The organism is Paenibacillus alkaliterrae, from assembly GCF_021532375.1.
GTDB classification, from domain to species: Bacteria; Bacillota; Bacilli; order Paenibacillales; family Paenibacillaceae; genus Pristimantibacillus; species Pristimantibacillus alkaliterrae.
The window spans coordinates 1-23839 of the sequence record NZ_JAKGAP010000017.1 but is presented as its reverse complement, the minus strand read 5'-3'; the positions used below and the strand labels follow the sequence as shown (position 1 = coordinate 23839).

Sequence of the window (23839 nt, the reverse complement as noted above, 5' to 3'; positions counted from 1 at the left end):
ATCGATTATCGCGAACCAGCCAGCTTGCGCCGAAAGGTGAGAAGCGGGTGCTTCTGCTTGTGCGTCATGAAGTTAGTTGAAAATGTTACCGTGTTACTATACCATAGCCCGCAAATCGGTGTCAACTGCTAAAATGATAGATAAGGAGCGGCGCTTAAGCATTATGAAGAACCGGGAAGTTAGAGCTGCTTGCTTTGTACTTCCTCCAGCCTTATCACGCGAGTATGCTGCGTATGGCTCCACTTCTTGTTATTTTGAGTAAAGAAGGCGTGAACTGTGATCGGCCACCAGGAAAGGGTGAACAGCAGAAAGGTCGGAATGCGCAGGTACAGCTTCCAGGACACCTTCGCCAAATACATCGATAACGGAATTTGGACCAAAATGTATGCCATGTACGGAATGCTGAGCCATATCGGCAGCAGGTTGTACACGGAGGTTACGTTGTCTCCGCCCGACAATATGATATCGCCCCAAATGATTGCTGCGATAAAAAAGCCGGCTAAGTAGTTATAAGCGTTGAATACGTAAAGCGCAGCGTCAATCTTCGTCCAGCTGCGTTCCTTGATCCCCTGCCATAACAATGGAAGCATATATTTGCGGGTTACGTCGAAGTGTCCTTGCATCCAGCGCAGCCTTTGACGCGCGGAAGCCTGGAACGTGATCGGTTTCTCGTCGAATACCTTCGCCTCGAAGTTGAATTTCGGGTAAATGCCCTTCTTGATGCAGCGTACCGTAAACTCTAAATCCTCGACCAGGCTTGTTGCGCCCCAGCCCATTTCTTGAAGCAGCTTGGCATCGAAGCACATACCGGTTCCGCCAAGGAAGTTTGCCAAGCCCAGATTCGTACGCGGCAGCTGCCATAAGCGGTTACAGAACCAATAATTAATGGCATTGGCCGAGCTGACCCAAGAATCGTTCGGATTTTTTGTGTCCAGATAGCCTTGAATGACTTGATGTCCGTTGATCAAATCATTGTTCATATACTGCAGGAAGTCGGTAGCCACAAGATTGTCAGCATCGAAAATCGCGACGCCGTCGTAGCTCTTCGGCATTTTCCACAGCTCTTTAAGCATCCATTCCACTGCATAGCCTTTACCGCGCTGGGCTGGATTTTCTCGAACGCAAGCGTATACGCCCTCGTAGCTTTTCACAACCTCAACCGTACCGTCGCTGCAGTTATCGCAAATAACAAATATGTCAAACAGCTCGCGCGGGTATTTCATTTTTTGCAAATTTTCAATTAATGCTCCAACGACCTGCTCTTCGTTATGGGCTGCCACCAATAAAGCAAAAGATTTTTTAGGTGCATGCGATAGATCCTCTTTCTTGCGGCGCCATCCGAAAAACGTTAAAAACAACTGATACACGCCTAATACTGCAAACAAAATCTGAACAACAAACATAATCGTATTGAACATGCGGTACTGCCCCCTTAAGACCCCATTTTTTTGCCTGCTTCAGCACCTCCAGCGGGAGGCCCGACAAGCTTTTTATTATATATTTTCTCTTTGTATGAGCGTTTATCTGCAAACGACTCGTGAACATTACTGATTCTCCACAGAAACAACTTCTTTGTCAAAAGCCCAATTGGTCGTGATTACGCTTAAACACGGCAGAAAAACGCTTGCATGGCATAGGAATGTGTGCATTACCTCCTTTTACGGCGACTCAGCCTTATTTTCAACCATTTACAGCGTTTTTAGCACTAACGTCCTTATTTGTTAAAAGGTTTTAATCTGTTTCTACAAACGAAAAGCATCTTTGTGTCGTATAGATGAACAAGCAGGGGCTCGTTCGACACCATTCTTCGTCTCGACATTATTTTCGAATGCTTGGCAAAGCGCGGTTCATGCTTCTTGCGCGGTGTCCATTACAGTTTTCCATCATATGCACATAATTAAACAATTAGTTGCAATCAATATTTCACGTACAATTTATATAGGTACAAGAAATAGTTTACGTTCGCCTAACAAAAACATGTTAAGATTATTTTTAAAAGTAATCAAAAGCCACCGTTTAGGAGGATGACAGCGATGGAAAGAATGATAGGCTGGCTGAAAACGAACGAGCAGCGAATGCTGATTTGGGCAAATCGGAGACCGGCGGGGGGGAAAGGACATCGGCTTCTCGGCCGGTGGCTAAGTACCGTCACGCATATGGGCGGCGCCACTTTCACGCTCGCTACCGCCCTCTTATATGCGCTTCTGGCGCCTGCTCCGTGGAGCATGACTGGCTGGCAATGTCTGGCTGCGGTCATTATTAGCCATTTGCCAGTGGCTGTCGTAAAACGAAAATTCAAGCGGCTGAGACCTTATCAGGCGTTGCCCGATGTCCATACATGTCCGAAGCCGCTCGTCGACTCTTCCTTTCCTTCAGGCCATACAACAGCGATATTCGCTTGGATTGTCCCGATATTGCTGACAAGCGGCATATGGCTGGCGCTATTGATTCCAATATTGCTGCTGATCGGCATATCGGTAGGCTGGTCGAGAATGTATCTTGGCTTGCATTATCCGTCGGATATTGTCGCAGGCGCGTTTATCGGAACCTTGACCGCCTTCGCGGTCCATTATTCCTGGGTCACTTCCGCGGCAGGACTTTATTAGTTACCGTCGTCATCCGATTCATTCGAATCAGCATCTTTCGCGGCGGCTTCTTCCTTGAGCAACTTTTCTTGCTTAGCATCGCGATGCTTACGAAGCGCCTCGGAGCCGATCACGACCTCGCAGCGATAAATATTTTGTCCTTTTTCCATAAATTTCATCTCATATTCGGTAAATACAAGGTCCTCTCGGGGGCCTTCTTTATGCAGATGCAGTGAAATATTCCGCATGATCAGCTCCATCTCCGCAAAGCTGTTCAGCGAGAACTCAAACAAGGATTGCGAATCCGTCTTAAAATGTATTTCTCCGCGCTCGTTCAGCAGCTCGATGTATTTCGCGACAAATCGAGGATGCGTCAGCCTGCGGCGGGCGTGCTTGCCTTTTGGCCACGGGTCGCTGAAGTTTAAATGAACGCGTTCGATTTCGCCTGGCGCAAACATGGTCTCGATGCCTTCGATATTAGCCCGCAGCAGCGCCAGATTCGGAGGATTCGCCTCTCCCTTCTGCTCCCAAATGTCGCGTGCCTTCTCGCTCGCGCGGCGAAGCAGCTCATCGTACATATCGACCCCAATGAAGTTAATATGCGGATAGCGTACGCTCATTTGGCTGATGAAACGCCCCTTTCCCATGCCAAGCTCGACAAATATCGGATTATCGTTTCCAAAAAACTCGCGCCACTTTCCTTTGTGGGCCGCAGCATCAAGTACAACAAGCTCCGGTTGCGCCTCTAAGCTTTCACGAATACCTTTTCTTCCTCTTAAACGCATAAGCTATGATTCCTCCAATTATCGTATACGACTAAACTAGTCCTTATTGTGCCCAAGAATGGGAGTAATGTAAAGGGGCATGCCAAAACAAAAAGCCGCGGCCTGTCGGCGCTGCGGCTTACTCATTTAGGAATATGCAAGCAGTTGTACGTTGATTAGGAAAGCAGCTGATACGGAATCGGACCGTTATCCCGCTGATCGCGCTCATAGGCTTTCATAAGGACTTCATTAAGTTTCTTGCGGGCGGATATTTCTATGCTGTGGTTATTATGAAAACGGACACCCGTCAATGCAATCAATTCTTTAACCGTCAGCTCAACTGTAACTTTGTCATCGCCATGCTGAATTTTTGTTATTGTACTCATCTCAAATCACCTCATCGATTTATTATAAGAGTATTTCCATTTAATCGACATATCATGAATACAGGTTCAAATGGGCTGTGTCAGGTATTTTTATTGTCTTCTCGCACTTTTAATATAACACTTCATGTAAGGTTAATCAAGCCCAAAATGCTCCAATTCAAAAATAATTTCCAATGAAAGCGATTCCCGAACATTCTCTATGCGCAAGCACATCAACCGTGGCTTTTCCGTTCGTTTTTCGTTAAAATATAGGGTGTATGTATTGAAAGAAGGGGAAAACGATGATTGAGCTGCACGAGTCTTCACAGCAGCCTCTGCTCTGGGGCGATAAAAGATTTCATACATGGAATTACGAAATGCGCGAGCAGTTCGGCGGTAAAGTATTCAAGGTCATGCTCGACGCCGGCTTCACGTGCCCGAACCGCGACGGATCCATTGCCAAGGGCGGCTGCACATTTTGCAGCGCGCGGGGTTCTGGCGATTTTGCAGGGAGCAGGCGCGATGATCTCGTCACGCAATTCAACCATATACGTGACCGTCAGCATCAGAAATGGCCCGACGCGCAATACATCGGCTATTTTCAAGCCTATACGAATACGTATGCGCCCGTCGAACAGCTGCGCGAGTATTATGAAGTGATCCTTCAGCAGCCTGGTGTCGTCGGCTTGTCGATTGCAACGCGTCCCGACTGCTTGCCCGATGATGTCGTCGATTATTTGGCGGAGCTTAATAAGCGAACTTATCTATGGGTTGAGATGGGACTGCAAACGGTGCATGAATCTACGTCCGAGCTCATTAACAGGGCGCATGATACCGAGTGCTACCTGGATGCGGTACGCAGGCTGCGCGATCGCGGTATCCGCGTATGCGCGCATATCATTTACGGGCTGCCGCAGGAAACGCATGAGATGATGCTGGAAACCGGCCGCGCCGTGGCGAAGATGGATGTTCAGGGAATCAAGATTCACCTGCTTCATCTCATGCGCAAGACTCCGATGGTTCGCCAGTACGAAGCAGGTTTGCTGAAGTTTCTTGAGCAGGACGAGTATGTGAAGCTTATAGTCGATACGCTTGAGTATTTGCCTCCATGGATGATTGTTCACCGGTTAACCGGCGACGCCCCGCGCGACCTGCTCATCGGACCGATGTGGAGCCTCAAGAAATGGGAAGTTCTCAACGCCTTCGACGACGAGCTGCGCCGCCGCCAAACCTGGCAGGGCAAGCTTTGGCAGCAGGAGGTTTAAGCATAATAATGACTCTTGCCGCTGAACACATGAATAAGGGATCTGCAAGCAAGCATTGGGCGAACGATGAGCATAACCTTGGGATCGTAATTGGAGGTGCCGCATGGGCTTCCTATCCGTGCTGAGCATGGCGCACAAGTGGATCGCCGAGCGGACCTCGCCCGGCGATATCGTGATTGATGCAACGGCCGGCACCGGCGTGGACACGCTGGTATTGGCCGAGCTTGCAGGGGCTAAGGGAACGGTTTATTCCTTTGATATTCAACAAGAAGCTCTTAACCGAACGAGTGAGCGTCTTAGCGCCCGCACCGGCGGCAGCATGCTGCCCGAAGTAAAGCTGGTGCTGAACAATCACGCGCAAATGGCGGAAATCGTTGATCCGGCATTCAAAGGACGAGTATCGGCCGTCATGTTCAATTTGGGTTATTTGCCTGGAGGTGCCGATCAGACGGTCATTACGGAGCCGTCCTCAACGCTCTCCGCCTTGGATGCGGCTCTCACACTGCTTCGTCCGGGCGGCATCATTACCTGTGTACTGTATCCTGGACATCCGGGCGGCGCGGATGAGGCCGCATCCGTTGAGGCTTATGCCTCATCGCTGCCGCAAAGGCTGGCGCAGGCGGTTGTATACCGCCAACTGCAGCGTGAGGAATCACCTTATCTCATCGCGATAGAGAAAAAGTTTACATATTCATAACCAAGGGAGAGATATGAAAAATGGCAGTTAAACCTTATCCATTGCAATTCAAGGCGGAAATGAAAGAACGTATTTGGGGAGGACGCGCGCTTGAGGGCTTTGGCCTTGAGCTTCCGGAAGGATCAATTGGCGAGGGCTGGATGATCGGCGATCATCCGAATGGTACAACGAAGGTTGTCAATGGCGCGCTTGCCGGGACAGGTCTCGACGAAATCCGGGAAAAGTACGGACGCGAATGGTTCGGCACGCAAGGCTTTTCCGAAAAAAATGGACGTTTCCCCCTTCTCATTAAACTACTCGATTGCAATGATGATTTGTCGATTCAGGTGCATCCAACCGATGCTTACGAGGGACTTCCTGCGGGTGAGCTTGGCAAAACGGAGATGTGGTACATTCTTGACGCCAAACCCGGCGCGAAAATCATCTACGGCCTGAAGGACGGCGTTGACCGTGCGGCGATGGAATCCGCTATCGCGGAGGGGCGCATTATGGACACGCTGCAGGAGGTTTCCGTCGAAGCCGGAGATGCGTTCTACATTCCTGCCGGTACGGTTCACGCTCTATGCTCAGGCGTCGTTGTGGCGGAAATTCAACAAAATTCCGATACCACTTACCGCTTGCACGACTATGACCGCCCTGGTCTCGACGGTCAAATGCGCGAGCTTCACATTGACGATTCGCTTAACGTTATCGCTTACGAAGGCGCAGGCGCACAGCGAATGAAAACCGACGACGCCGTTGCCGGCGAGTGGTTGAACATTGCAACATCACCATACTTTGTCGTGGAAAAAGGAATCGTGACGGCTCCTTGGCAGCTAGCTGCCTCGCAAGAGAGCTTCGTCATTCTAGTTATAGCCGAAGGAGAGGGACAGTTGAAATGGGCCGACGGCGAGCAGCCGGTAAAAGCCGGGGAATGCTTCCTGCTTCCCGCTACTTTAGGCAGCTATGAGCTCTCCGGCAGCATGACCGTACTTCGCAGCGTCGTTCCGGCATAAGCAAAGTTTGTTTTATAAAAAAGGTCCGACGTTTGCGAAAACGCCGGACCTTTTTTATGCGGAGGAAATTCAGCTTTACAAAGAAAATGCTTCGCTTCCCGCTTCCATCGTCAGCATAAACGGGCGAGCCTTAGGCTTGCTGTTTCCTGCCTCTATCGCATACAGAACGGCCAATAACGTATGCCGCTCCTTATTTACTTCGCCGGTTGCCAGGAACATATCCAAATCAAAAGGCAGCCGTTCGATAACCGCATGCTTTTGAAGCTCCCTCTCGTTCAAGCCAAGAGCAGCGAATTTCTCGGAAACCTCGCCCGGCCGTTCGGCCAGACGCCGCATATAACCGCTCCAAACCGCCTTGTCCATCGTGAAATCCCACCAAGTTTTGCGCGGCTTGTAGTTATGATTCAGGAAATAATCATATTTCATGAGCCCGAACACAACATCCGGATCCAAACGCGCCCCCGCAACTGCGATAATCGCGTCGAACGAGAATGGATCATCGCCGGACGTATCCTCCCGCTCCGTCGTTAACGAACCTTTGTCCTTCACTGAAGGGAGTGGCAAAGAGTCTAAAAACGCCCAAAGCCGCGAGAATAAATCCTCCAGCTGATGACCGATCTTCTGCCAGCCGCTGCGCTCCCAGAAATCCCCGAACGCCTGGAAGAAATCGAATGGAGACGGAAACACGCGATCCACCAAATAAAGAAGCGTGCGATCCATCCGGTGCGCGTTCCAATATTTCTCCAGCACGTCCTCCACTCGCTTGATCCGTACGATATCGCCAAACGGCATCAGATCGTTGCCCAGCATTTCGTATGGCGCCCTGTCCATATAAATATAGCCCCACTTGTCCGCGTCGCGGCGAAGTCCGGTGCCTCGCAGCATTTTGAGGAAGCCAAGCTGCAGCTCCTCGGGTCGAAGCTCGAACACATCGTTAAACGTTCCGCGGAACGTATCGTAGTTTTCGAGCGGCAGGCCCGCAATCAAATCGAGATGCTGATCGATTTTTTGCGAATTTTTTACCTTCATTACCGTACGTACGAGCTTCATCCAATTTTGTCTGCGCTGTACCGCTTCATTTGTCGGATCATTCGTCGACTGGACGCCGATCTCGAAGCGGAATATGCCGGGAGGCGCGTGTTCAGCCAAATAATCCAGCACCTCAGGGCGCATAATATCTGCCGTTATTTCAAATTGGAAGACGCAGCCGCGATGATTCTCGATCAAAAATCCGAAAATCTCCAACGCATAATCTCTTTTAATATTAAACGTACGGTCAACGAATTTAATGAGCTTCGCTCCCGAATCAATCAGATACAATATATCGGCCTTTGTGCGTTCCATATCGTAATATCGAACGCCGACCTCGATGCTGGACAAACAAAACTGGCAGCTGAACGGACAACCCCGGCTTGTCTCGAAATATACGACGCGGCTCCCGAGATGGGGGATGTCCTCCTGAAAGCGATGCGGCGAGGGCAGCTCGTTCAAATTCAGCTTCGGACGAGGCGGATTGACAATAACCTCCACCCGATCCTCTCTCTGCTTCCGGTACGTCACGCCGAACACCATATGGTATTTGCCTTCGCCCTCGATTTCGGCAAGCAAGTGATGGAAGGTCTCTTCACCTTCCCCGACCACGATAAAATCAACTTCTTGCACACGGTTCATCCAGAAGTCCATATCATAGCTGACTTCTGGGCCGCCGAGAATGATTTTTATGTCCGGCATAATTTTTCGAAGCATATTTATAACCGTTATCGTCTCTTCTATGTTCCAAATGTAACAGGAGAAGCCTACTACATCAGGCTTGCGCGAGAAAATATCCGACACGATGTTCATCGACGGATCCTTGATCGTATACTCTGCAATATCGATATCGAACCGCTCGCCGCTATACGCCTTGAGACACCGAAGCGCGAGTGAGGTATGGATAAACTTTGCATTTAATGTGGATAGTACCACTTTCATAATATGACCTCTCTAACTTATACATTGGCTAACAAAACTGAATTCGCTGATGCCATATCCCTTTAGCAAGATGCCTTCTATTGTACCGAAAAATGTTGCAAAAAAGAAGAGGCACCCATTCCCGTCCATTAGGAATAGATACCTCGCTCGATTAGTCTCTTACTTGAATGTGAAGCTGATCTTTCAGCTGCATGTCTATGACGGGATAACGAACGCGCCATTTGTCGCTGCCAAGCGAAGTCACCTCGCCGGATGCAAAACCTCGCGGCTCGAATCCGTAATCCCGTTCGAAGGAAATAAGCACCTGAATTTTCTCGTCGGGCAGCAGGTCATGGAGCTCATAGCCTAAATTGATCGCCCAAATCCGCAGCTCATCGGCAGTAGACGGACCGTAATACATATAGAAGAGGGGATCGATATCAGCACTCAAGACTAACCAGCCGGCAGAATCGCGTTTCGCTTCCCAGCCGGTGAAATTAGCTTCTCCTTCCGTAGTGACCACCGAAGCAAATTGTTCCGCCAGCAGCTTCTGAATATCGGTCAGCGGAGCGCCGACTAACGTGTCCGGGAGAGTGGAGGGCAAAAATGCCGCTTCGTCTATCATTTCCTCGGTCAAATCGTCAACCAGAATAGCTGCATGCATGACGGAAACCGCAAAATTAAGGTCAGCAATCGTGTCGGAGTAACCAAGCGTAGTAATTCCGATAAGCTCGCCATATTCGTTAAATAGAGCGCCGCCGGAGCTGCCGTGATCGATTGGCGCGCTCGTTTGGACGTAGCGGACTCCGCCTTCATAAGTAATATTGCTGATAAGACCGTCTGAAATTGTATTTTGCAGCCCAAGCGGGCTTCCAATCGCAACGACCTTGTCGCCTTTGCGGTCATTTAAGCCATAGTTAATCTCTACCGCTGCCACATCGAGAGGCTCTTTCGTCTTTATAATCGCTAAATCGGCTTGCTCGTCATAGTGGACTACGCCCTCGATCGCAAGCTCCTCCCCGTAAAGGGTCAGCGCCGTAGCCGAGACTGCGTCCGAAATGACGTGATAATTGGTCAAAATCAAATGATCGCCGATGACGACACCGCTGCCCTGCGCGCGATTCGTCATAACGAGAACGACGCTCTTATCAAATTTTTCGACGATTTCGGTCGAAGTCAGCTTCGGTATATTCTTCTGTTCCTCAAGCCATTCCTTGTACTTCGCCAGTTCAACAGCTTCCTCAGACAAAATGCTAACGGTATTCGCGGCACGATCCCACGCTACGGACGCGCCAAGCGCTTCCGAAATGAAACGCACCGGTACAAATGTAACAGCATTGCGCACCACGGAAGGTGCATTCAGCTTTACCCCTTTACCGTTGATCACAGCTTCTTTCTTTCCGGCTTGAAGAGAAATAGTAAGATGGCCCTTGCGAGCGATGATCGTTCCTGTCTTGCCTTCCCAGGTTACAGTCGCCCCCAATGCAGTGAAAATTTCGCGCATAGGTACAAAAGTAACGCCCTTCTCTACATAAGCCGGAGCTGAGAGAGTAAGCTTCTTGTGGTCTACAACCACTTGCACTTGCGATGCTGAAGCCGCGACAGCCTTAGTCGCGGCATTAGCCGTAGAAGCGGTTGCCTCGCCAGTGCCTGGCAGCGGAGTCAGCAATAAAGCTGCCGCTAACAAAGGACAAAGGAGCGACTGGATAAGTTTTGTTTTCACGCCGTAGTTTCCCCCAACTATTTCCATATTCACCATAAGGTTTGTTCACATTCATCGTACCATCCCGGCTGACGCTTTGTCTATGAAAACGAGTTTCATAGAACTCCATTACGCATAGAAAGGAAGATTAGAATTGCAAGCATCACTCGTGTTATAGTAGGAGCATTGAATCAAGGAGGTTGTCAGCATGCAAAAGGGGAGAAAGCGCCCGACTCATCACGCTGGGGCAGATAAAAGCAAAACCTATCCGGTGACGGAGACGATAGAGCTATTGCCTTTTCTTATAAAAAATATTTCCGGTGCCGGCCGTAACGTCGTGAAGAACATACTGGCCCACGGACAGGTTGCCGTCAACGGAAAATCAACAACCGCTTACAACTATCCCTTGCAGCCCGGCCATACGGTAACCGTAAGCAAGGAACGTCCGAAGGAGAAGCTGCCGTTCGAAGGGCTTTCCATCATGTTTGAGGACGAGCATATCATCATCATTAAGAAGGATGCCGGATTATTATCGGTCTCCTCGGACTCCGCACCCCCAAACGAGGTAACCGCCTACCGCCAGCTAATGGCTCATGTACGGCTCGACAATCCGAAAAACAGAATTTTCATCGTACACCGGCTGGACCGCGATACGTCGGGCGTCATGCTGTTCGCGAAGAGCGAAGCCGTTCAGCAGCAGCTTCAGAACAGCTGGCAGAGTGCGGTACAGGAGAGAATTTACGTCGCGCTCGTTGAAGGAGCGGTTAAGAAGGAGAATGGAACGATTACTTCGTGGCTGAAAGAAAGCAAGACACTCAAGATGTATTCCAGCTCCTATCCGAATGACGGATTGCATGCCGTAACGCATTACAAGGTGCTGCGTGCCAGCAAAGCCTTCTCGCTGCTCGAGGTTCAACTGGAAACGGGACGTAAAAATCAAATCCGCGTTCATATGGAGGACATCGGCCATCCCGTCGTAGGCGACAAAAAATACGGCTCGCGCTCACGCGCAATCGGCCGCCTTGGGCTGCATGCCCGGGTGCTTGCCTTCACCCATCCAATAACCGGCAAGCTGGTACGCTTTGAAACCGAAATACCGAAGCTGTTTCTTAAGCCGTTTCAGAAGGAGGAATAGAAGCATGCCTCATCTTTTATTTCGCGGCGTGGAGGCCGAACTGCTGCGGAAGGTAGCTGCACCGTTAGCCAAGAAGTTAGCTATCCTATGCAGCTGCGGTACGGATAACTTCACCATGAACGTCATGAACGCAACCAACGTCTACGGAGGAGCTCCAGACGAGCCGGCCTTCGCCTTCATTGAGGTAGGCTGGTTCGAGCGCGGACAGCAGGTGCGCAATAGCTTCGCGCACGCTGTCACGCAATACGTTCGGCAGCTCGGTATCAACGAAATCGAAATCGTGTTCCATGCTTATCGTGAAGAAAGCTATTATATAAATGGTGAACCCGTAAAATCGTAACAGCCAGCTAGTTACTTGAGTCGCTGGTCTTTGCCAAAGCCGCCAGCTCGTCACTAAGCTTCTGGATTTAGCTCATCAGTTCAGCAAATCGTTTCCAACAGTTATAGTTTCTTTGCCATTGGCGCATTCTAAAAAGAAGCCAAAGGAAAGGAGCATCGATCATGAGCGATCAAAACAAGCCCAACGTGCAACATGTCGCGCCAAAATCAAGCGATCCGAAAAAGCAGGGAAGATCCGCTGCACAGAAAAAGACGAAATAAACCTGGTTATAATCTACCGAATGGACTATCCTTTTCGCCGCTCCAACTGGTTCGGCGGTACTCAGTCGGTGTCTGTCCGGTATTTTTTTTATCATCCTGGATAGATGATACACACTCTTGAAACCGGTCTGTTCTGCTATTTCAGCAAGCAATAGACCGGTGTTGCACAGCAGTTCTCATTACTTTTGAATCATAACCGTGTAATGCAGCGCCCACCTCGACATCATGATATGCCACGGACAAATCACGATAAAGAAAGCCGCGGCAGCCGCAGCGCGCTTCCTCTTAAACAATTGATTGGAAATGCTATAAAACAGAAGCATGCTAACGATGCCGAAGAAGATGCTGACCGCACGCACCGACCAAACATTTAATCCAAACAAATAAATAAACGGTATCGATTAATAAGCATACAGCGCATTTTGTCCGCTTCCCCATGCGATAAGATGAATCGGCAGCGTTATGCCGTTGCGATCCATTCCATAATGAAGGATGGAATAAGCCTCATAGCCGATGGAGGCCTCGTCCTGGTTTAAGCGGATTTTGTCTCATCCACATATAAGCTCTAATCATGATTTGAGTTCTGTTCCGGCGCCTGGATGGTTCGAGCTGCGTATCGGGTAAAGGTAAAAAAATATTAGGGCTATTATTAAGGCAAGGAAAGGGATAACGCTGAGCATCGAACGGATTCCCCATTCGGCGGCTTCGGTTTGCACAGCATCCTTGACGTAGCCGGTTGCTTCCAGGATTACGCCCAGCACAACCGCTTGCAGCGAAACGCCCCATTTGACGATGAAACCGTTCATCCCGAAATACATCCCTTCCCTGCGCACGTTCGTCCGTTGCTCGTCCTCGTCGATAATTTCGGACAGCAGCACGTCTAAAAGCACGAGCAAGCCCGCTAAACCAATTCCGATCACGGCAGCAGCCGCGACGGCTGCAGTCACATTCGCCACGAACAAGAACGGAATCATCGCGGCCGCATAAATGGATACCGCATAGATAACCGTCCTTCGCGGTCCCCATTTTTGCACGAGTCTGCCCCACACGTAAACGCAAGGAATAGCGGCGATGAAGATAGCGCCAAGCAGAAACGTATTGCTGTCCTCCGCTGCTTGAAGCACATATTTTGTGAAAAACGGGATGGCTGCGGGCAGTACCGCAAACGTAAATTGCACGAAAAAGCTGCCGATTACGAATAATACGAAAGCTTTGTTCGAAAATGTAAATTTCAATGATTGCAGAAATCCAATTTCCTCGCGCCTAACGACCATTTTCTCTTTGCTTGACGACACCATAATGATGAAGAACAGTAACGCGATTCCGGCGAAGATCGCTCCCATCGGGCCCCAGCCGAGATTGCCGTATACGAGCGGCGGCAGCGCCACGCCGATAATCATCCCGACAATTCCGAACATTTGGCGCCAGGACGATACAACGGCCCGATCCTTGATCGTCGTGAACATTTCCGGGAACAAAGCCGAATAATTGAGCACAACCATTACGAACAGCACATCATACAGGAGAACGATCGTCAAAAAGTACCAGAACAACGCTGAGCCCGTCCCAATCGGGAACCAGATCGCCGTAAACAAGGCAGCGAGCGGCACCATGCCAAACATCATGTACGGAATGCGCCTCCCCCAGCGGGAGCTCGTCCGGTCGGAGAGATGGCCGAAAAACGGATTAAGAACCGCATTCACGATACCGTGAATGACCATCGCCACGCTGATCAGGCCCGGCCTGACGCCCAGCACGTCGACATAATAAAATACAATGTAAGAAGCGAAAGCCTGTGCAATCAAGTTGACGGATAAGTTACCCGAGCTGTAAGCTAATTTCGATTTGAAGCTGGCAGTGGACATGAACAACACGCTCCCGGTTACGATGAAAGTCGACAAAATATTTTATTCAACCCTTTCATCTTAGCGTAAAAATCCTTTTTATTCCATAATCAACTTTGAATTCATCGCAGACTGCTTCAGCGGCTTGAGCTTAACCATGCGTATATATCGGCTTCCTGTTATTGTGACATCCCTCATTCTATGTGTGATCTGTTATAATTGAAAAATATTATTATTGAAGGTGATAAAGCTGAGTAACCATTATTATACATTCCCTATCGGCATCCGTAATAGCGAGGTGCCCCTTGCCTCCAAGGCGGAGGCGGAAACGAGCCGTGATCTAGTTGGCGATGGTGAAGCGGACAGCGGTTTTTTCCGGGCTCTGGAGCAATACGGGATTTCACTCAACAGACCGCAAATGGCGGCGGTTCGCCACCAAACGGGAGCCGCTTTAACGCTAGCGGGCGCTGGCTCGGGCAAAACTTCGGTGCTCGTTTGCAGGACAGCCTACCTGGTTGCCGTGCGGCATGTGCAGCCCCAGCATATTTTACTGATGACCTTTTCCAAAAAAGCAGCCGATGAGATGAGAAGCCGAATTCGCTCGCTTCCGGTCCTTGACGCGCAGGCCGCAAGCGGCGTTGAAGCGCGTACCTTCCACTCCTTCTGCCTCCAATTGCTGCGGGGACGCGGCTATCGCCAATCTATTCTTGGCGAAACCGGTCAGAAGCATATCTTTTTCAAACGGCTGATGCGCGAGCTGCTGCTGCAAAACGACTACGAGCCGGAAACGCTGCTGGCCCAGCTCTCGGCCATTAAGCTGCGGATGCTCAGCATAAGCGAGCTTCCCGAAACGACCACGGAGGAAAGAGAGCTTAAGCTTTTGTTCACCCGTTACGAGCAGTGGAAGAAGGAGCTGGATAAGCTCGATTACGACGATCTGCTGCTGGAGACTTTCCGGCTGCTTCGCGATGATGAAACGCTTCTCGCCACGCTGCAGCGGCGCTTTCAATACATCATGATCGATGAGTTCCAGGATACGAATCAGGTTCAATACGTGATCGTGCAAATGCTCGCTGACAAGCACCGCAACCTGATGGTCGTCGGCGATGACGATCAGACGATCTATTCGTTCAATGGGGCCAAGAACGACTATATCTTGAACTTCGAGCAGCAATACCCGGGAGCGTCAACGATTGTTCTCGATATCAATTACCGCTCAACAAGCACGATTGTCGGGCTCGGCAATGCCATCATTCAATATAATAAGCAGCGCAAGGAGAAAACGCTCCTCGCCGTTAAGTCAAAGGGTATTAACCCCGCCTACGCCAGACTGAAATCGACGCAGGACGAAGCGCAGCTCGTCGTGGAGAAGATTATCGAGCAGACCGGGCAAGGGAAATGGGCGTTTGGAGATTTTGCCGTCCTATTCCGTACGGCGAGCAGCAGCAGAGCGCTCGTCGAGCTGCTGCTGACCAAGCAGCTTCCGTTCATTGATTACGGCGACGGCCAGCTGTTCTATGACCAATGGGCGATCAAGCCTTTAGTCGCACATTTGCGCCTGTTTCTGGATCGCCGAAATTTTGACGCCATAGAAGCTTTGCTTCCCTCTCTCTATATCAATCGCGAGCAAGCTATGGCGTTTATATGGAATCAAGACAAGCAGCGCGCGAAGAAATGGCCGCTCATCCATCTGCTCGACTTCCCGCAGCTGAAGGATTTTCAGAAGGACAAAATTAAAGAGCGTATTAAGCTCATTAAATCCTTTGCCGACAGCAAGCCGGCAGATGCCGTTATGCAGCTTCGCCAAGCCTTCTACGATCAATACCTCGAGACGAGCAAACGGCATGAAATGACCGAGCACAAGGAAGGCTTGAAGGAGGTGCTGGATGAATTCGAAGCCGCGGCTGGCAGCTACGATACCATTGAAGCATTTATGGCCTACATTGACGATATTACGGACAAGTATGCTGCCGCTTCGCGGGAGCAGAAGCATGGACTGAACCGAAACGCTATATCGCTGATGTCGATCCACAAATCGAAAGGGCTTGAATTTCCGGTCGTATTCGTCATCGGAGCTTCCGAGGGTATACTTCCGCATAGCTCCGCGCTTGCGGCTGACAAGCATAGCGACCGCAGCTCTATTCAGACGGGAATCGATACTTTAACCGAGGCCCTTGAGGAAGAGAGGCGCCTTGCTTACGTTGCGGTTACAAGGGCGCAAGAGGAGCTTTATATTAGCTCTCCCGCTACGTATCGCGGTAATCCTGCGGAATTATCCAGATTCATCCGCTCGGCTTTCTCGAAGGACTGCGAGGCAGATGGCGACGGCGAAACGGCGCTTGCTTGGCTCTGTACGAGCGATAGCTGTCAGGTGTGGCAGCGTATCATAACGTACGAAGATTCGCAGGCCGAGGCGCGCTCCTGTCCATTGTGCCGGTCGCCCATGGAGCAAGGGACGAAGCTGTTGCCAAGCAAAAAGAACTAAGAACATTTAGAAAAAGCCGTTTCTTCAGTAGAAAGCACTACTAAAGGAACGGCTTTTTCTATAGATGTTATTAATCGGATATTACAAAGCCGGAGGCGTGAAGGAACGCCCGGCGAATTCGGCATCCAGCATGTAGAAGGCATTGCTGTCCTTATCGATTCGCTTAAGCTTATGTATAATGCTATCGAACAACGCCTCTTCCTCTACCTGCTCGTCAATGAACCACTTCAAGAAGTTGATCGTCGCATGCTCTCGATCATTCATGGCAAGGTCGGACAGATGGTAGAAGCGTTTCGTGTTCTGCTGCTCATGAGCATAGCCCTGCTCGAAAGTGTCGAGGATTGACGCATAGTCGTTGTTCGGTTCACCAAGGGCGGATAGTGTAGCGCGGCGGCCGCGGTCATTCAAAAACTTGTATATTTTCATAGCGTGAAATCGTTCTTCCTCAGCCTGTACAATAAAGAAATTCGCAAATCCGTCAAGACTTTCACCGGAACAATACGCTGCCATCGCAAGATACACATGCGCGGAATAAAACTCAAAATTCATCTGCTCATTTAACGCGTCTGCTAATCCATCATTCATCGCTCATGCACCTCAGCTTTCCTAGTTTGTACTTATTCTAACATAAAAATAAAGAACGGCAAATGCCGTCCTTTGTAAGTATATCCATCTTATATGATTATCCGATCATTTTCTTCAATCGTTTGTACAGTTGGTTTGCGGACGGCGCGCTTACCGTTTTCGACTTGACGACAACGAAACATTCCAGCTTGCAGGTTTTGCAATTGCCCAGACAGTCGCTCTTCTTCTGCTTAATGTCAGGATAACGTTCCTTCATCGCCTTATAAATCGGCTTTAATCCGTTCTTGAAATTCCGTTTGCAATATTTGATCTTTTTCATCCGATTCACCCCGCACCGCAACGAAGGATTTGCTTTCTATTAGATGATAATGATTATCACCCTCGTTGTCAACAGCGATTTTTCATGCTGTTTAAAAGATACTATTTTTTCAACAGCTCAAGCCCTTTCAGCAGCTGGCTATCCTCGCGCTTCAGCTTCTCGCGCAAGCGCTCAAGCAGCTTGTATCCGGTTTTGTCATTAAACTCTCCGGTTTCCTCCAGCTTTTCCGCTAATTGAAACGCGCGAACGGCTGCAGCAGTCCGCTCATCATACAAGCCCTCTTGCTCCGCCGACTTATAGCCGAGCTCCTTAAGCATTAGCTGAAGCGTCTTCACATCCTCGCCATAGCTTCCAACTTTCATATCGGTGCCGATCGCCAGCGGTCTCAGCTTCGTATAAGCAGGCAGCTCAACTGCGTAATCCGGCGAAACGCCGACTTCATTAATCCAAGTCCCGCCGGGCGTCTTCCACTGCGCTTCGGTCAAGCTTAATACGGAGCCATCCTTAAATTGCCTAAAAGCTTGAACGACACCCTTGCCGTACGTTTTCTCGCCTATGACCGCAGCCCCCGCCGATTCCTTGAGCGCCGCCGCCAATACCTCGCTCGCGCTGGCGGACTGACCGTTCACCAATACAGCTACCGGCACCGTCCATTCCTTCTCCTGCTGCGATTTATACGTAATCGTCTGCCGTTCTTCCTTGTATACGACATCTAAAATCACTTTATCCTTCGGAATTAGCGTATTCGCTATTTGCAGCGTCGGCTGGAGCAGGCCGCCCGGATTAGAACGCATATCGAGCAGCAAGCCCTTGATCGGCTGCTTCGTCTGCAGCTCTTTAAGAGCTCCCTCGAATTCTTCTGCCGTTTTCTCGGCGAAGCGGCTGATCGTCACATGCGCGATTCCTTCTTCAAGCAGCTCGGCTGTAACGGAATGAATAGGAATCGCTTCCCGCTTCAGCGTCAAGGAAATCAGCTCAGTCTGATTCGGCCGCTGAACCTGCAGCGATACATCCGTTCCTTCTTCGCCCCTAATGATTCCCAGCAGCTCTTGAAAGGATTTGCCGCTTATTTTTTGGCCATCGACGGCTATCAAGGTGTCGCCGGGCAGCAGCCCTCCCCGCTCGGCTGGCGCCCCTTTCGTCAGTCCGGAAATGACATATTCGCCTTCCTCTTCCCTGATTTCCGCCCCGATCCCGTAAATCTCGCCTTCATACGATTGCGTATACGCATCCCCCTTCTCCTCGACCAAATAACGGGAGTACGGATCCTCAAGCGACGCAACCATTCCTTCAGCCGCTCCGTTAATTAGATTCTTAGGCTCGGCGCCGTTTAAATAATCATTCATAATTTTCTTGTAAGATACCGTAAATTGTTGAAACGCGGGCTCGCCCAGCATGGGATACCGGTTGCCCATCCATAGCAGCCCTAAAGCGAAGCCGGTCGCTATACATAATAATGCGCCCAGCAGGCAGAGCGTCAGAAAGCGTTGTTTGGCCGCAGCTGTCGTAAAGTTTTTCATCCATTCATCTCCTAAAAGGTTTTACTTTGAAAGCATCGTCTTGGTCTTGTATGTCTGCTGCATTTTCGCTACAATCAACCTAATCTTATACATAAACTTAGAGAGCCGGAGAGGAGCATTACCGCAAGCATGTACAAATTAATTGCCATTGATGTGGATGATACTTTACTAACCGACGAAATCACTGTAACGGAAGGCACGAAACGCGCGTTAGAAGCCGCCATTGCGAAGGGGGTTATGGTTACGCTGGCAACCGGCCGCATGTTCGCTTCCGCCCGGAAGATTGCGAAGCAAATTGAACTCAATGTTCCTATTATTACCTATCAGGGAGCCCTCGTCAAAACGCTGCTCGACGGCCAGGTGCTATATGAAAGAAATGTGCCGGTCGATGCAGCCAAGGAGCTGCATGCCTTTACAGAGGCGAATGGTCTCCACCTGCAGCTTTACGTGGACGACGAGCTTTATGGCACGGAGGACAATGACAAAATTAAAGCCTACTCCAAGCTTTCCAATATTCCATACAAAATAGAACCCGACTTTGGCAAGTTGCTCGATTTCCCGATGAACAAAATGTTGATCATTGATGAACCGGCTAGACTCGATGAAATTGCCGAGCAGCTTCGACCATTAATCGGCGATCGCGTTCACATTACAAAATCGAAGGCGCATTACTTGGAGTTTATGCACAAGGAAGGCACCAAAGGGCATGCCTTGCGATTTCTGGCCGATCACATCGGCTGCACCATGGAGCAAACGATCGCCATGGGCGATGCCTGGAATGACAACGAAATGATTCTAGCAGCCGGTCTCGGCGTAGCCATGGGCAATGCCATTCAATCGCTAAAGGATATTGCCGACTACGTTACACGATCGAACAATGAAGAGGGCGTTCGCCACGTCATCGAGAAATTCGTGCTGAACCAAGCGTAAACGGCCCACACTAGCATGACAAATTCCAGTTAGGCCAGACTTACTCGCTGATGAAGCAAGTTTAGCAGAATTTTTTCCAGTTAGATTCGTAATTCATCTAGCAGGCGCGACGTTATGGCAGAAGAAACCTTTGTAATCTTTATTTCAACTTATATAGCTGTGTAAGACGCTTCTATACGTAAAAAAGCCCTCCGCTATGCGTGGAGGGCTGAGCTTTGCCAGTTCTTCAATTATTTTAAAGCGGTTATCCATATTCTTTGAAATTGCTCCAATAACAAATCGCTTGTTTTCCGTTCAAATATGGCTGCGGGATGATGACTGGCAATATCGCGAAAGCCTGAGTCGCTCAAAAGCTTAAATAATTGTTTTTCTGGGTCAAGCCGGCTTTTTTCCGTATGCTCCGACTTCCGTTTCTTCCACGCTTTCGGCTGCACTCCTCCCAAGCGTATGCGCCCCATGGCCGCAGCGCTGCGAAAGATTGGATCAACGTTGCGGGCTTTCCAATCCCCATCCATAATAATTATTTTCCCTCCCGGCTTAAGCACTCTATGCCATTCCGCCAATGCGCAATCGGGACATGCCAGCCCCCATAATACATGCCGGCAAACGATGATATCGTAGTTGTCATCCGGAAACGGCATATCCTCGGCGTCACCTTTCAGAAAGGAACACGCATGGCCCGTTTCTTTAGCTTTTGCCCTTGCGATGAACAGCATTTCCTCCGAAAAATCGATGCCTGTTACCCGATGTCCCAGAGCTGCCAGCTGCAGTGCCAGAAATCCAGTTCCCGTTCCGATATCGAGCAGCTCCAATCCGGATTTCACGCCGAGCAGCTTACTCAGTAGAACGGCCCAAAGCTCCTTATGATTAGGCGTTGCCGTCAGCGTTTCCACTCGCTTTGCATATGCTTCGGCTTTGCTGTTCCAATATGAGGCCAGCGCTTTCATGACGGCAGCCTTTCCGCCGCGTTGCCGTCAGCCTGTGCATAAGCCTCCGCGCAGCGTTGAATCAGCAGGCAGAAGGAGCGATTGTGGCCGATGAAGAAGGAAGACAAATCGTAACGCTTGCGTCCGGGCTCGAATGTCACGAGCAGCCTGTGCTTCATGAGGCGCTGCACGAAAGCAACGAAGCGTTCCGTACGCTCGGAGGCTGAAAGCGTGATGTACGCATACAGGGAGTGATCGAAAGGATCATCGACCAGGCTAACGCCCGCGCAGCTGAATTCCGTGTGTATCTTCAAATTCCTAATGATAGAAAGCGCAGTGCAGAGTTCTGCATCCACTGTAAATCCTTCGAGTTCAACGGTAAGCTTATCCTTTATTTTGAGCTTATCCCGATCCACCCAAGCTGCCAGCTCGATCCGCCTTCGTTCCCATAAATGTATCGTCTGCGAGCTTAATACGATTTCCGAATCGTCGTTTAAGGCTATGCCAGCCATCGTTCAACCCCCTCAAGTAAATGTTCATACTATAATTATGATCGCTCATGAGGTTATTCCCGCATTCAAATGCGGTTTATACTCTTCCAGCGAGTACCGGATATGGGCAGCTGTAAGCGCGCAGCCTTCAATAATCGCTTTCCGCTTCGCCTTCAGCACGATTTGCTCCATATCGGCAAAACTGCAGCCTCTAAGCGAGAAGGCAGCCTGCTCCAGAGTGTGCTCCTCCCGCCCGAAGTCCCCGATAAGCAAGCGGATATACTCGTTTCGCGTCTCATCATCGGGCAGCCCGTACGTCATTTTCGTATCGAACCTGCGCCACACAGCATGATCCAATTCCTCATGCAGGTTTGTCGCGGCCATAAAAATGCTGTCGCACTCGAAGTTATTTTTGCTCATTGCGGGTATGGCTCCTTTAATTTCAGCTCACTTTTAATCGTAATCATTACATAAAAGTATATCAGAATCATTACGATTAATACAGTATAAAAAGTCTTTCCGCCAATTAGGTAGAAAGACTTTTATGGTTTCCATTTTTCGCTAAATCAAGACACTGCTTTACGGTCTCTTTTGCATTCGCCTTTGGTGCAGTCCTTGTAGGTGCCTGTAAAATCCAATCGATGGTCGGTCACTTTAAAGCCGTATTCCCGTTCAAGCCGCTGCTCAAGCTCGAACAACCAATCCTCTTTAATTTCCTGGAGCGATCCGCATTCTTCGCATATCAAGTGATGATGCATATGCTCCTGCTCTTCGCCGCGAAGGTCATAACGGGCTACGCCGTCTCCGAAATTCATCTTCTCGACGATGTTCAGCTCAGCGAGCAGCTCTAGCGTGCGGTATACGGTAGCCAGTCCGATCTCGGAATACTTTTTCTTTACCAGCATGAACACGCCTTCGGCGCTCAAGTGATCTTTTTCATTTTCAAGCAATACCCGCAATATGATTTCTCGCTGTGTGGTCAATTTGTATCCGTTCGCCATCAGGTGTCGGTTTATCCGTTCCATTTCCGCCGAGATGCTCATCTGCATGGATACCTCCTCTTATAGAAAAGCCGATTACATAAAGCGATTAACTTACTTATGTAAAGGCTTACTTTTATAATCATTATAATCTAATGGTAGTACACTTTTGAAAATTAATCAAATGCCATATTCTATAAGACCGAAGATATTCCTCCGTCGATATTTACGGAAGTGCCTGTAACGAAAGAAGCGGCATCGGACACGAGAAAACCGATGACATTAGCCGCTTCCTGCGCCCGGCCAATCCGGCCCAGCGGTATGCCATGCCGCGGGTCGGCAGCAAATTCATCCCAAGATAGCTCGGGAGCCTTCGCCTGCCACATCCGTTCGATTTGGGCGCTGCGAATTAATCCGATGCAAACCGCATTTACGCGAATGCGGTCGGGGGCGAGGTCCTTGCTCATCGCTTTGGTGAGCGCAAGTCCCGCCGCTCGGCTAACCGACGTCGGAAGCGACGAGGCTGAGGGCGTTTTTCCGCCGACAGCCGTAACATTGACGATGGCTCCCCCGCCTGCTTTGCGCATATGGGGAAGCGCAGCGCGCGAGAACTGCACGGCACCGAGCAGCTTCAAATCAAGGTCAGCCGTCCAGGCATCCGCTTCAACTTCCTCGAAGGGCCGCGCTGCCGATGTGCCGGCATTGTTAACAAGAATGTCGACCTTCCCGAACCGTTCCACCGTTTCGTTCACGGCTCTAACCGCTTCCCCCTGCACCGATACATCCGCTCTGATCGCCAGCGCCGCTTTACCCGTTTGCTCCAATATTTGCGCTGCAGCTTCTCGCAGCGATACCGGCTCTCTGGCAATAATCGCCACTTCAGCGCCCTCCCTAGCCAGCAGCAGCGCGGTAGCAAAACCGATCCCCTTACTTCCGCCCGTGACGATGGCTACCTTCCCCTGTAAACCAAGCTCCACAGCAGTCGCCTCCCTTATCCTTATTTTTGAACCGTTTGGATGACCTTCTGTACTTCATCATGAATATCAATGGATGAGTTAGCTGGCAAATTGACAATAAAGATCCCACCAAAAACCTGCTCGGACTTCCCTTTCCATTCGCGAATTTTATTTTTAAGAATTTTCAGCTCCAAGGAATGAATGACCTCTTTGCTGAGCAGCCAGTTGTATCTTGTAAACTTTGATTTTTTTATCGTTTCTATGTAAAGAGCGACATCCTTCATCCATCTTACTTTAATGATATCCCCGTATGACACCTTTTCCGTAAACACGGGGTTTTCCTCGATTTTGAATGTGATGTCATCCAGCTGCGTGACATCTATGACCTCGACCTCATTGCCCGTTCCATCGAAGCAAAGATGCAATTGCATGTAGTCCTGAAAGTCTTTCATCCTTCCCACCCGTTGCCAAGAACTTATAAAAGTCTATAAATCCTTGTTTGCTTCCTGCTTCAGCGTGTCCGCTTTTGCCAAGGCTACTTGCGTTTGGTCTAACACTCTACAGGCGTAAATTCGGATGCAACGAATCCTACATATCGGCGATGACGATTTGTTTTGACTTGCCCGCAGCATGAACACAATTTAGATGAGGGGAACCATTTGTCGGCTTGCAAAAAATTTGCCCCGATCTTCTCACACTTGTATTTCATCTGCCGGACGAACTCATAGAGTTTCTGCCCGGCAAT

25 protein-coding genes are annotated in these 23839 nt (G+C 49.8%); 8 read left to right on the top strand and 17 right to left on the bottom strand.

Annotation, left to right across the window (positions count from 1 at the left end; translation table 11 throughout):
* Positions 1–179: 179 nt before the first annotated feature.
* The gene (locus L1N85_RS09155) at positions 180–1418 is read right to left on the bottom strand and encodes a glycosyltransferase family 2 protein (protein ID WP_235237253.1); all 1239 of its coding nucleotides are present in this window, start codon (positions 1416–1418) and stop codon (positions 180–182) included.
* A gap of 615 nt (positions 1419–2033) precedes the next feature.
* On the opposite strand from L1N85_RS09155, the gene L1N85_RS09150 reads away from it, so the two are divergent.
* Positions 2034–2606: a phosphatase PAP2 family protein gene (locus L1N85_RS09150; RefSeq protein ID WP_235237252.1), complete on the top strand. Its 573-nt coding sequence runs from the start codon at positions 2034–2036 to the stop codon at positions 2604–2606.
* On the opposite strand, the gene trmB is transcribed toward L1N85_RS09150, so the two are convergent.
* Positions 2603–3370, bottom strand: coding sequence for a tRNA (guanosine(46)-N7)-methyltransferase TrmB (gene trmB / locus L1N85_RS09145; protein ID WP_235237251.1), 768 nt, complete (start codon positions 3368–3370; stop codon positions 2603–2605). The genes L1N85_RS09150 and trmB overlap by 4 nt on opposite strands.
* Before the next feature lie 155 nt (positions 3371–3525).
* Positions 3526–3735 (bottom strand): hypothetical protein, encoded by a 210-nt coding sequence (locus L1N85_RS09140; RefSeq protein ID WP_235237250.1) that lies wholly within the window; start codon positions 3733–3735, stop codon positions 3526–3528.
* Positions 3736–4016: 281 nt separating this feature from the next.
* On the opposite strand from L1N85_RS09140, the gene L1N85_RS09135 reads away from it, so the two are divergent.
* The 3 genes from L1N85_RS09135 (at position 4017) to L1N85_RS09125 (ending at position 6671) form a co-directional block, all read left to right on the top strand.
* Entirely contained in the window at positions 4017–4979 is a 963-nt protein-coding gene (locus L1N85_RS09135) for a TIGR01212 family radical SAM protein (protein ID WP_235237249.1), read from the top strand.
* Positions 4980–5082: 103 nt separating this feature from the next.
* Positions 5083–5676 (top strand): class I SAM-dependent methyltransferase, encoded by a 594-nt coding sequence (locus tag L1N85_RS09130; RefSeq protein ID WP_235237248.1) that lies wholly within the window; start codon positions 5083–5085, stop codon positions 5674–5676.
* Positions 5677–5696: 20 nt separating this feature from the next.
* Positions 5697–6671 (top strand): type I phosphomannose isomerase catalytic subunit, encoded by a 975-nt coding sequence (locus L1N85_RS09125; RefSeq protein WP_235237247.1) that lies wholly within the window; start codon positions 5697–5699, stop codon positions 6669–6671.
* 75 nt (positions 6672–6746) lie between these two features.
* On the opposite strand, the gene L1N85_RS09120 is transcribed toward L1N85_RS09125, so the two are convergent.
* A complete protein-coding gene (locus tag L1N85_RS09120) occupies positions 6747–8642 on the bottom strand; it encodes a B12-binding domain-containing radical SAM protein (RefSeq protein ID WP_235237246.1) in 1896 nt (631 codons plus the stop codon).
* A 151-nt stretch (positions 8643–8793) separates the two neighbouring features.
* On the bottom strand, positions 8794–10344 hold the full coding sequence (locus tag L1N85_RS09115) for a stalk domain-containing protein (protein ID WP_235237245.1): 1551 nt from the start codon (positions 10342–10344) through the stop codon (positions 8794–8796).
* Between the two features lie 187 nt (positions 10345–10531).
* Here L1N85_RS09115 and L1N85_RS09110 point away from each other — a divergent pair, with 187 nt between their 5' ends.
* Together L1N85_RS09110 and L1N85_RS09105 are read left to right on the top strand one after the other, a co-directional pair.
* The gene (locus L1N85_RS09110) at positions 10532–11458 is read left to right on the top strand and encodes an RluA family pseudouridine synthase (RefSeq protein WP_235237244.1); all 927 of its coding nucleotides are present in this window, start codon (positions 10532–10534) and stop codon (positions 11456–11458) included.
* Between the two features lie 4 nt (positions 11459–11462).
* Positions 11463–11798 (top strand): DUF1904 family protein, encoded by a 336-nt coding sequence (locus L1N85_RS09105; protein ID WP_235237243.1) that lies wholly within the window; start codon positions 11463–11465, stop codon positions 11796–11798.
* A gap of 439 nt (positions 11799–12237) precedes the next feature.
* On the opposite strand, the gene L1N85_RS09100 is transcribed toward L1N85_RS09105, so the two are convergent.
* Both L1N85_RS09100 and L1N85_RS09095 read right to left on the bottom strand, forming a co-directional pair.
* On the bottom strand, positions 12238–12441 hold the full coding sequence (locus L1N85_RS09100; RefSeq protein WP_235237242.1) for a phospholipid carrier-dependent glycosyltransferase: 204 nt from the start codon (positions 12439–12441) through the stop codon (positions 12238–12240).
* A 186-nt stretch (positions 12442–12627) separates the two neighbouring features.
* Positions 12628–13923, bottom strand: a complete 1296-nt coding sequence (locus L1N85_RS09095) for an MFS transporter (RefSeq protein ID WP_235237241.1) — start codon at positions 13921–13923, stop codon at positions 12628–12630.
* 220 nt (positions 13924–14143) lie between these two features.
* On the opposite strand from L1N85_RS09095, the gene L1N85_RS09090 reads away from it, so the two are divergent.
* Complete coding sequence (locus L1N85_RS09090; protein ID WP_235237333.1) at positions 14144–16387, top strand: UvrD-helicase domain-containing protein; 2244 nt, start codon at positions 14144–14146, stop codon at positions 16385–16387.
* 81 nt (positions 16388–16468) lie between these two features.
* Here the strand turns inward: L1N85_RS09090 and L1N85_RS09085 are convergent, their stop codons facing one another.
* The 3 genes from L1N85_RS09085 to L1N85_RS09075 all read right to left on the bottom strand — a co-directional run bounded on the left by L1N85_RS09085 (position 16469) and on the right by L1N85_RS09075 (position 18811).
* Entirely contained in the window at positions 16469–16972 is a 504-nt protein-coding gene (locus L1N85_RS09085) for a ferritin (protein ID WP_235237240.1), read from the bottom strand.
* A gap of 97 nt (positions 16973–17069) precedes the next feature.
* On the bottom strand, positions 17070–17291 hold the full coding sequence (locus L1N85_RS09080; protein ID WP_235237239.1) for a DUF1450 domain-containing protein: 222 nt from the start codon (positions 17289–17291) through the stop codon (positions 17070–17072).
* A gap of 101 nt (positions 17292–17392) precedes the next feature.
* A complete protein-coding gene (locus L1N85_RS09075) occupies positions 17393–18811 on the bottom strand; it encodes a S41 family peptidase (RefSeq protein ID WP_235237238.1) in 1419 nt (472 codons plus the stop codon).
* A gap of 129 nt (positions 18812–18940) precedes the next feature.
* On the opposite strand from L1N85_RS09075, the gene L1N85_RS09070 reads away from it, so the two are divergent.
* Positions 18941–19741, top strand: a complete 801-nt coding sequence (locus L1N85_RS09070) for a Cof-type HAD-IIB family hydrolase (RefSeq protein WP_235237237.1) — start codon at positions 18941–18943, stop codon at positions 19739–19741.
* Between the two features lie 230 nt (positions 19742–19971).
* Here the strand turns inward: L1N85_RS09070 and L1N85_RS09065 are convergent, their stop codons facing one another.
* From L1N85_RS09065 to L1N85_RS09035, 7 genes are all read right to left on the bottom strand, one after another.
* The gene (locus L1N85_RS09065) at positions 19972–20688 is read right to left on the bottom strand and encodes a class I SAM-dependent methyltransferase (protein ID WP_235237236.1); all 717 of its coding nucleotides are present in this window, start codon (positions 20686–20688) and stop codon (positions 19972–19974) included.
* A complete protein-coding gene (locus L1N85_RS09060) occupies positions 20685–21179 on the bottom strand; it encodes a hypothetical protein (protein ID WP_235237235.1) in 495 nt (164 codons plus the stop codon). Before L1N85_RS09060 ends, L1N85_RS09065 begins: the two co-directional genes overlap by 4 nt.
* Positions 21180–21224: 45 nt before the next feature.
* Entirely contained in the window at positions 21225–21578 is a 354-nt protein-coding gene (locus L1N85_RS09055) for an ATP-binding protein (RefSeq protein ID WP_235237234.1), read from the bottom strand.
* A gap of 146 nt (positions 21579–21724) precedes the next feature.
* Positions 21725–22201: a ferric iron uptake transcriptional regulator gene (fur, locus tag L1N85_RS09050; protein ID WP_235237332.1), complete on the bottom strand. Its 477-nt coding sequence runs from the start codon at positions 22199–22201 to the stop codon at positions 21725–21727.
* Positions 22202–22332: 131 nt separating this feature from the next.
* Positions 22333–23115, bottom strand: coding sequence for an SDR family NAD(P)-dependent oxidoreductase (locus L1N85_RS09045; protein ID WP_235237233.1), 783 nt, complete (start codon positions 23113–23115; stop codon positions 22333–22335).
* A 20-nt stretch (positions 23116–23135) separates the two neighbouring features.
* Positions 23136–23546 (bottom strand): DUF4265 domain-containing protein, encoded by a 411-nt coding sequence (locus tag L1N85_RS09040; RefSeq protein ID WP_235237232.1) that lies wholly within the window; start codon positions 23544–23546, stop codon positions 23136–23138.
* Between the two features lie 98 nt (positions 23547–23644).
* Positions 23645–23839 (bottom strand): transposase (locus L1N85_RS09035; RefSeq protein WP_235237231.1); only part of this gene is annotated, 195 nt, incomplete at its 5' end.

Bases quoted from the DNA above. Each gene is read 5' to 3' on its own strand.
- L1N85_RS09155 (WP_235237253.1), bottom strand. From the start codon at position 1,418: ATGTTCAATACGATTATGTTTGTTGTTCAGATTTTGTTTGCAGTATTA.
- L1N85_RS09150 (WP_235237252.1), top strand. From the start codon at position 2,034: ATGGAAAGAATGATAGGCTGGCTGAAAACGAACGAGCAGCGAATGCTG.
- trmB (WP_235237251.1), bottom strand. From the start codon at position 3,370: ATGCGTTTAAGAGGAAGAAAAGGTATTCGTGAAAGCTTAGAGGCGCAA.
- L1N85_RS09140 (WP_235237250.1), bottom strand. From the start codon at position 3,735: ATGAGTACAATAACAAAAATTCAGCATGGCGATGACAAAGTTACAGTT.
- L1N85_RS09135 (WP_235237249.1), top strand. From the start codon at position 4,017: ATGATTGAGCTGCACGAGTCTTCACAGCAGCCTCTGCTCTGGGGCGAT.
- L1N85_RS09130 (WP_235237248.1), top strand. From the start codon at position 5,083: ATGGGCTTCCTATCCGTGCTGAGCATGGCGCACAAGTGGATCGCCGAG.
- L1N85_RS09125 (WP_235237247.1), top strand. From the start codon at position 5,697: ATGGCAGTTAAACCTTATCCATTGCAATTCAAGGCGGAAATGAAAGAA.
- L1N85_RS09120 (WP_235237246.1), bottom strand. From the start codon at position 8,642: ATGAAAGTGGTACTATCCACATTAAATGCAAAGTTTATCCATACCTCA.
- L1N85_RS09110 (WP_235237244.1), top strand. From the start codon at position 10,532: ATGCAAAAGGGGAGAAAGCGCCCGACTCATCACGCTGGGGCAGATAAA.
- L1N85_RS09105 (WP_235237243.1), top strand. From the start codon at position 11,463: ATGCCTCATCTTTTATTTCGCGGCGTGGAGGCCGAACTGCTGCGGAAG.
- L1N85_RS09095 (WP_235237241.1), bottom strand. From the start codon at position 13,923: ATGTCCACTGCCAGCTTCAAATCGAAATTAGCTTACAGCTCGGGTAAC.
- L1N85_RS09085 (WP_235237240.1), bottom strand. From the start codon at position 16,972: ATGAATGATGGATTAGCAGACGCGTTAAATGAGCAGATGAATTTTGAG.
- L1N85_RS09080 (WP_235237239.1), bottom strand. From the start codon at position 17,291: ATGAAAAAGATCAAATATTGCAAACGGAATTTCAAGAACGGATTAAAG.
- L1N85_RS09075 (WP_235237238.1), bottom strand. From the start codon at position 18,811: ATGAAAAACTTTACGACAGCTGCGGCCAAACAACGCTTTCTGACGCTC.
- L1N85_RS09070 (WP_235237237.1), top strand. From the start codon at position 18,941: ATGTACAAATTAATTGCCATTGATGTGGATGATACTTTACTAACCGAC.
- L1N85_RS09065 (WP_235237236.1), bottom strand. From the start codon at position 20,688: ATGAAAGCGCTGGCCTCATATTGGAACAGCAAAGCCGAAGCATATGCA.
- L1N85_RS09060 (WP_235237235.1), bottom strand. From the start codon at position 21,179: ATGGCTGGCATAGCCTTAAACGACGATTCGGAAATCGTATTAAGCTCG.
- L1N85_RS09055 (WP_235237234.1), bottom strand. From the start codon at position 21,578: ATGAGCAAAAATAACTTCGAGTGCGACAGCATTTTTATGGCCGCGACA.
- fur (WP_235237332.1), bottom strand. From the start codon at position 22,201: ATGAGCATCTCGGCGGAAATGGAACGGATAAACCGACACCTGATGGCG.
- L1N85_RS09040 (WP_235237232.1), bottom strand. From the start codon at position 23,546: ATGAAAGACTTTCAGGACTACATGCAATTGCATCTTTGCTTCGATGGA.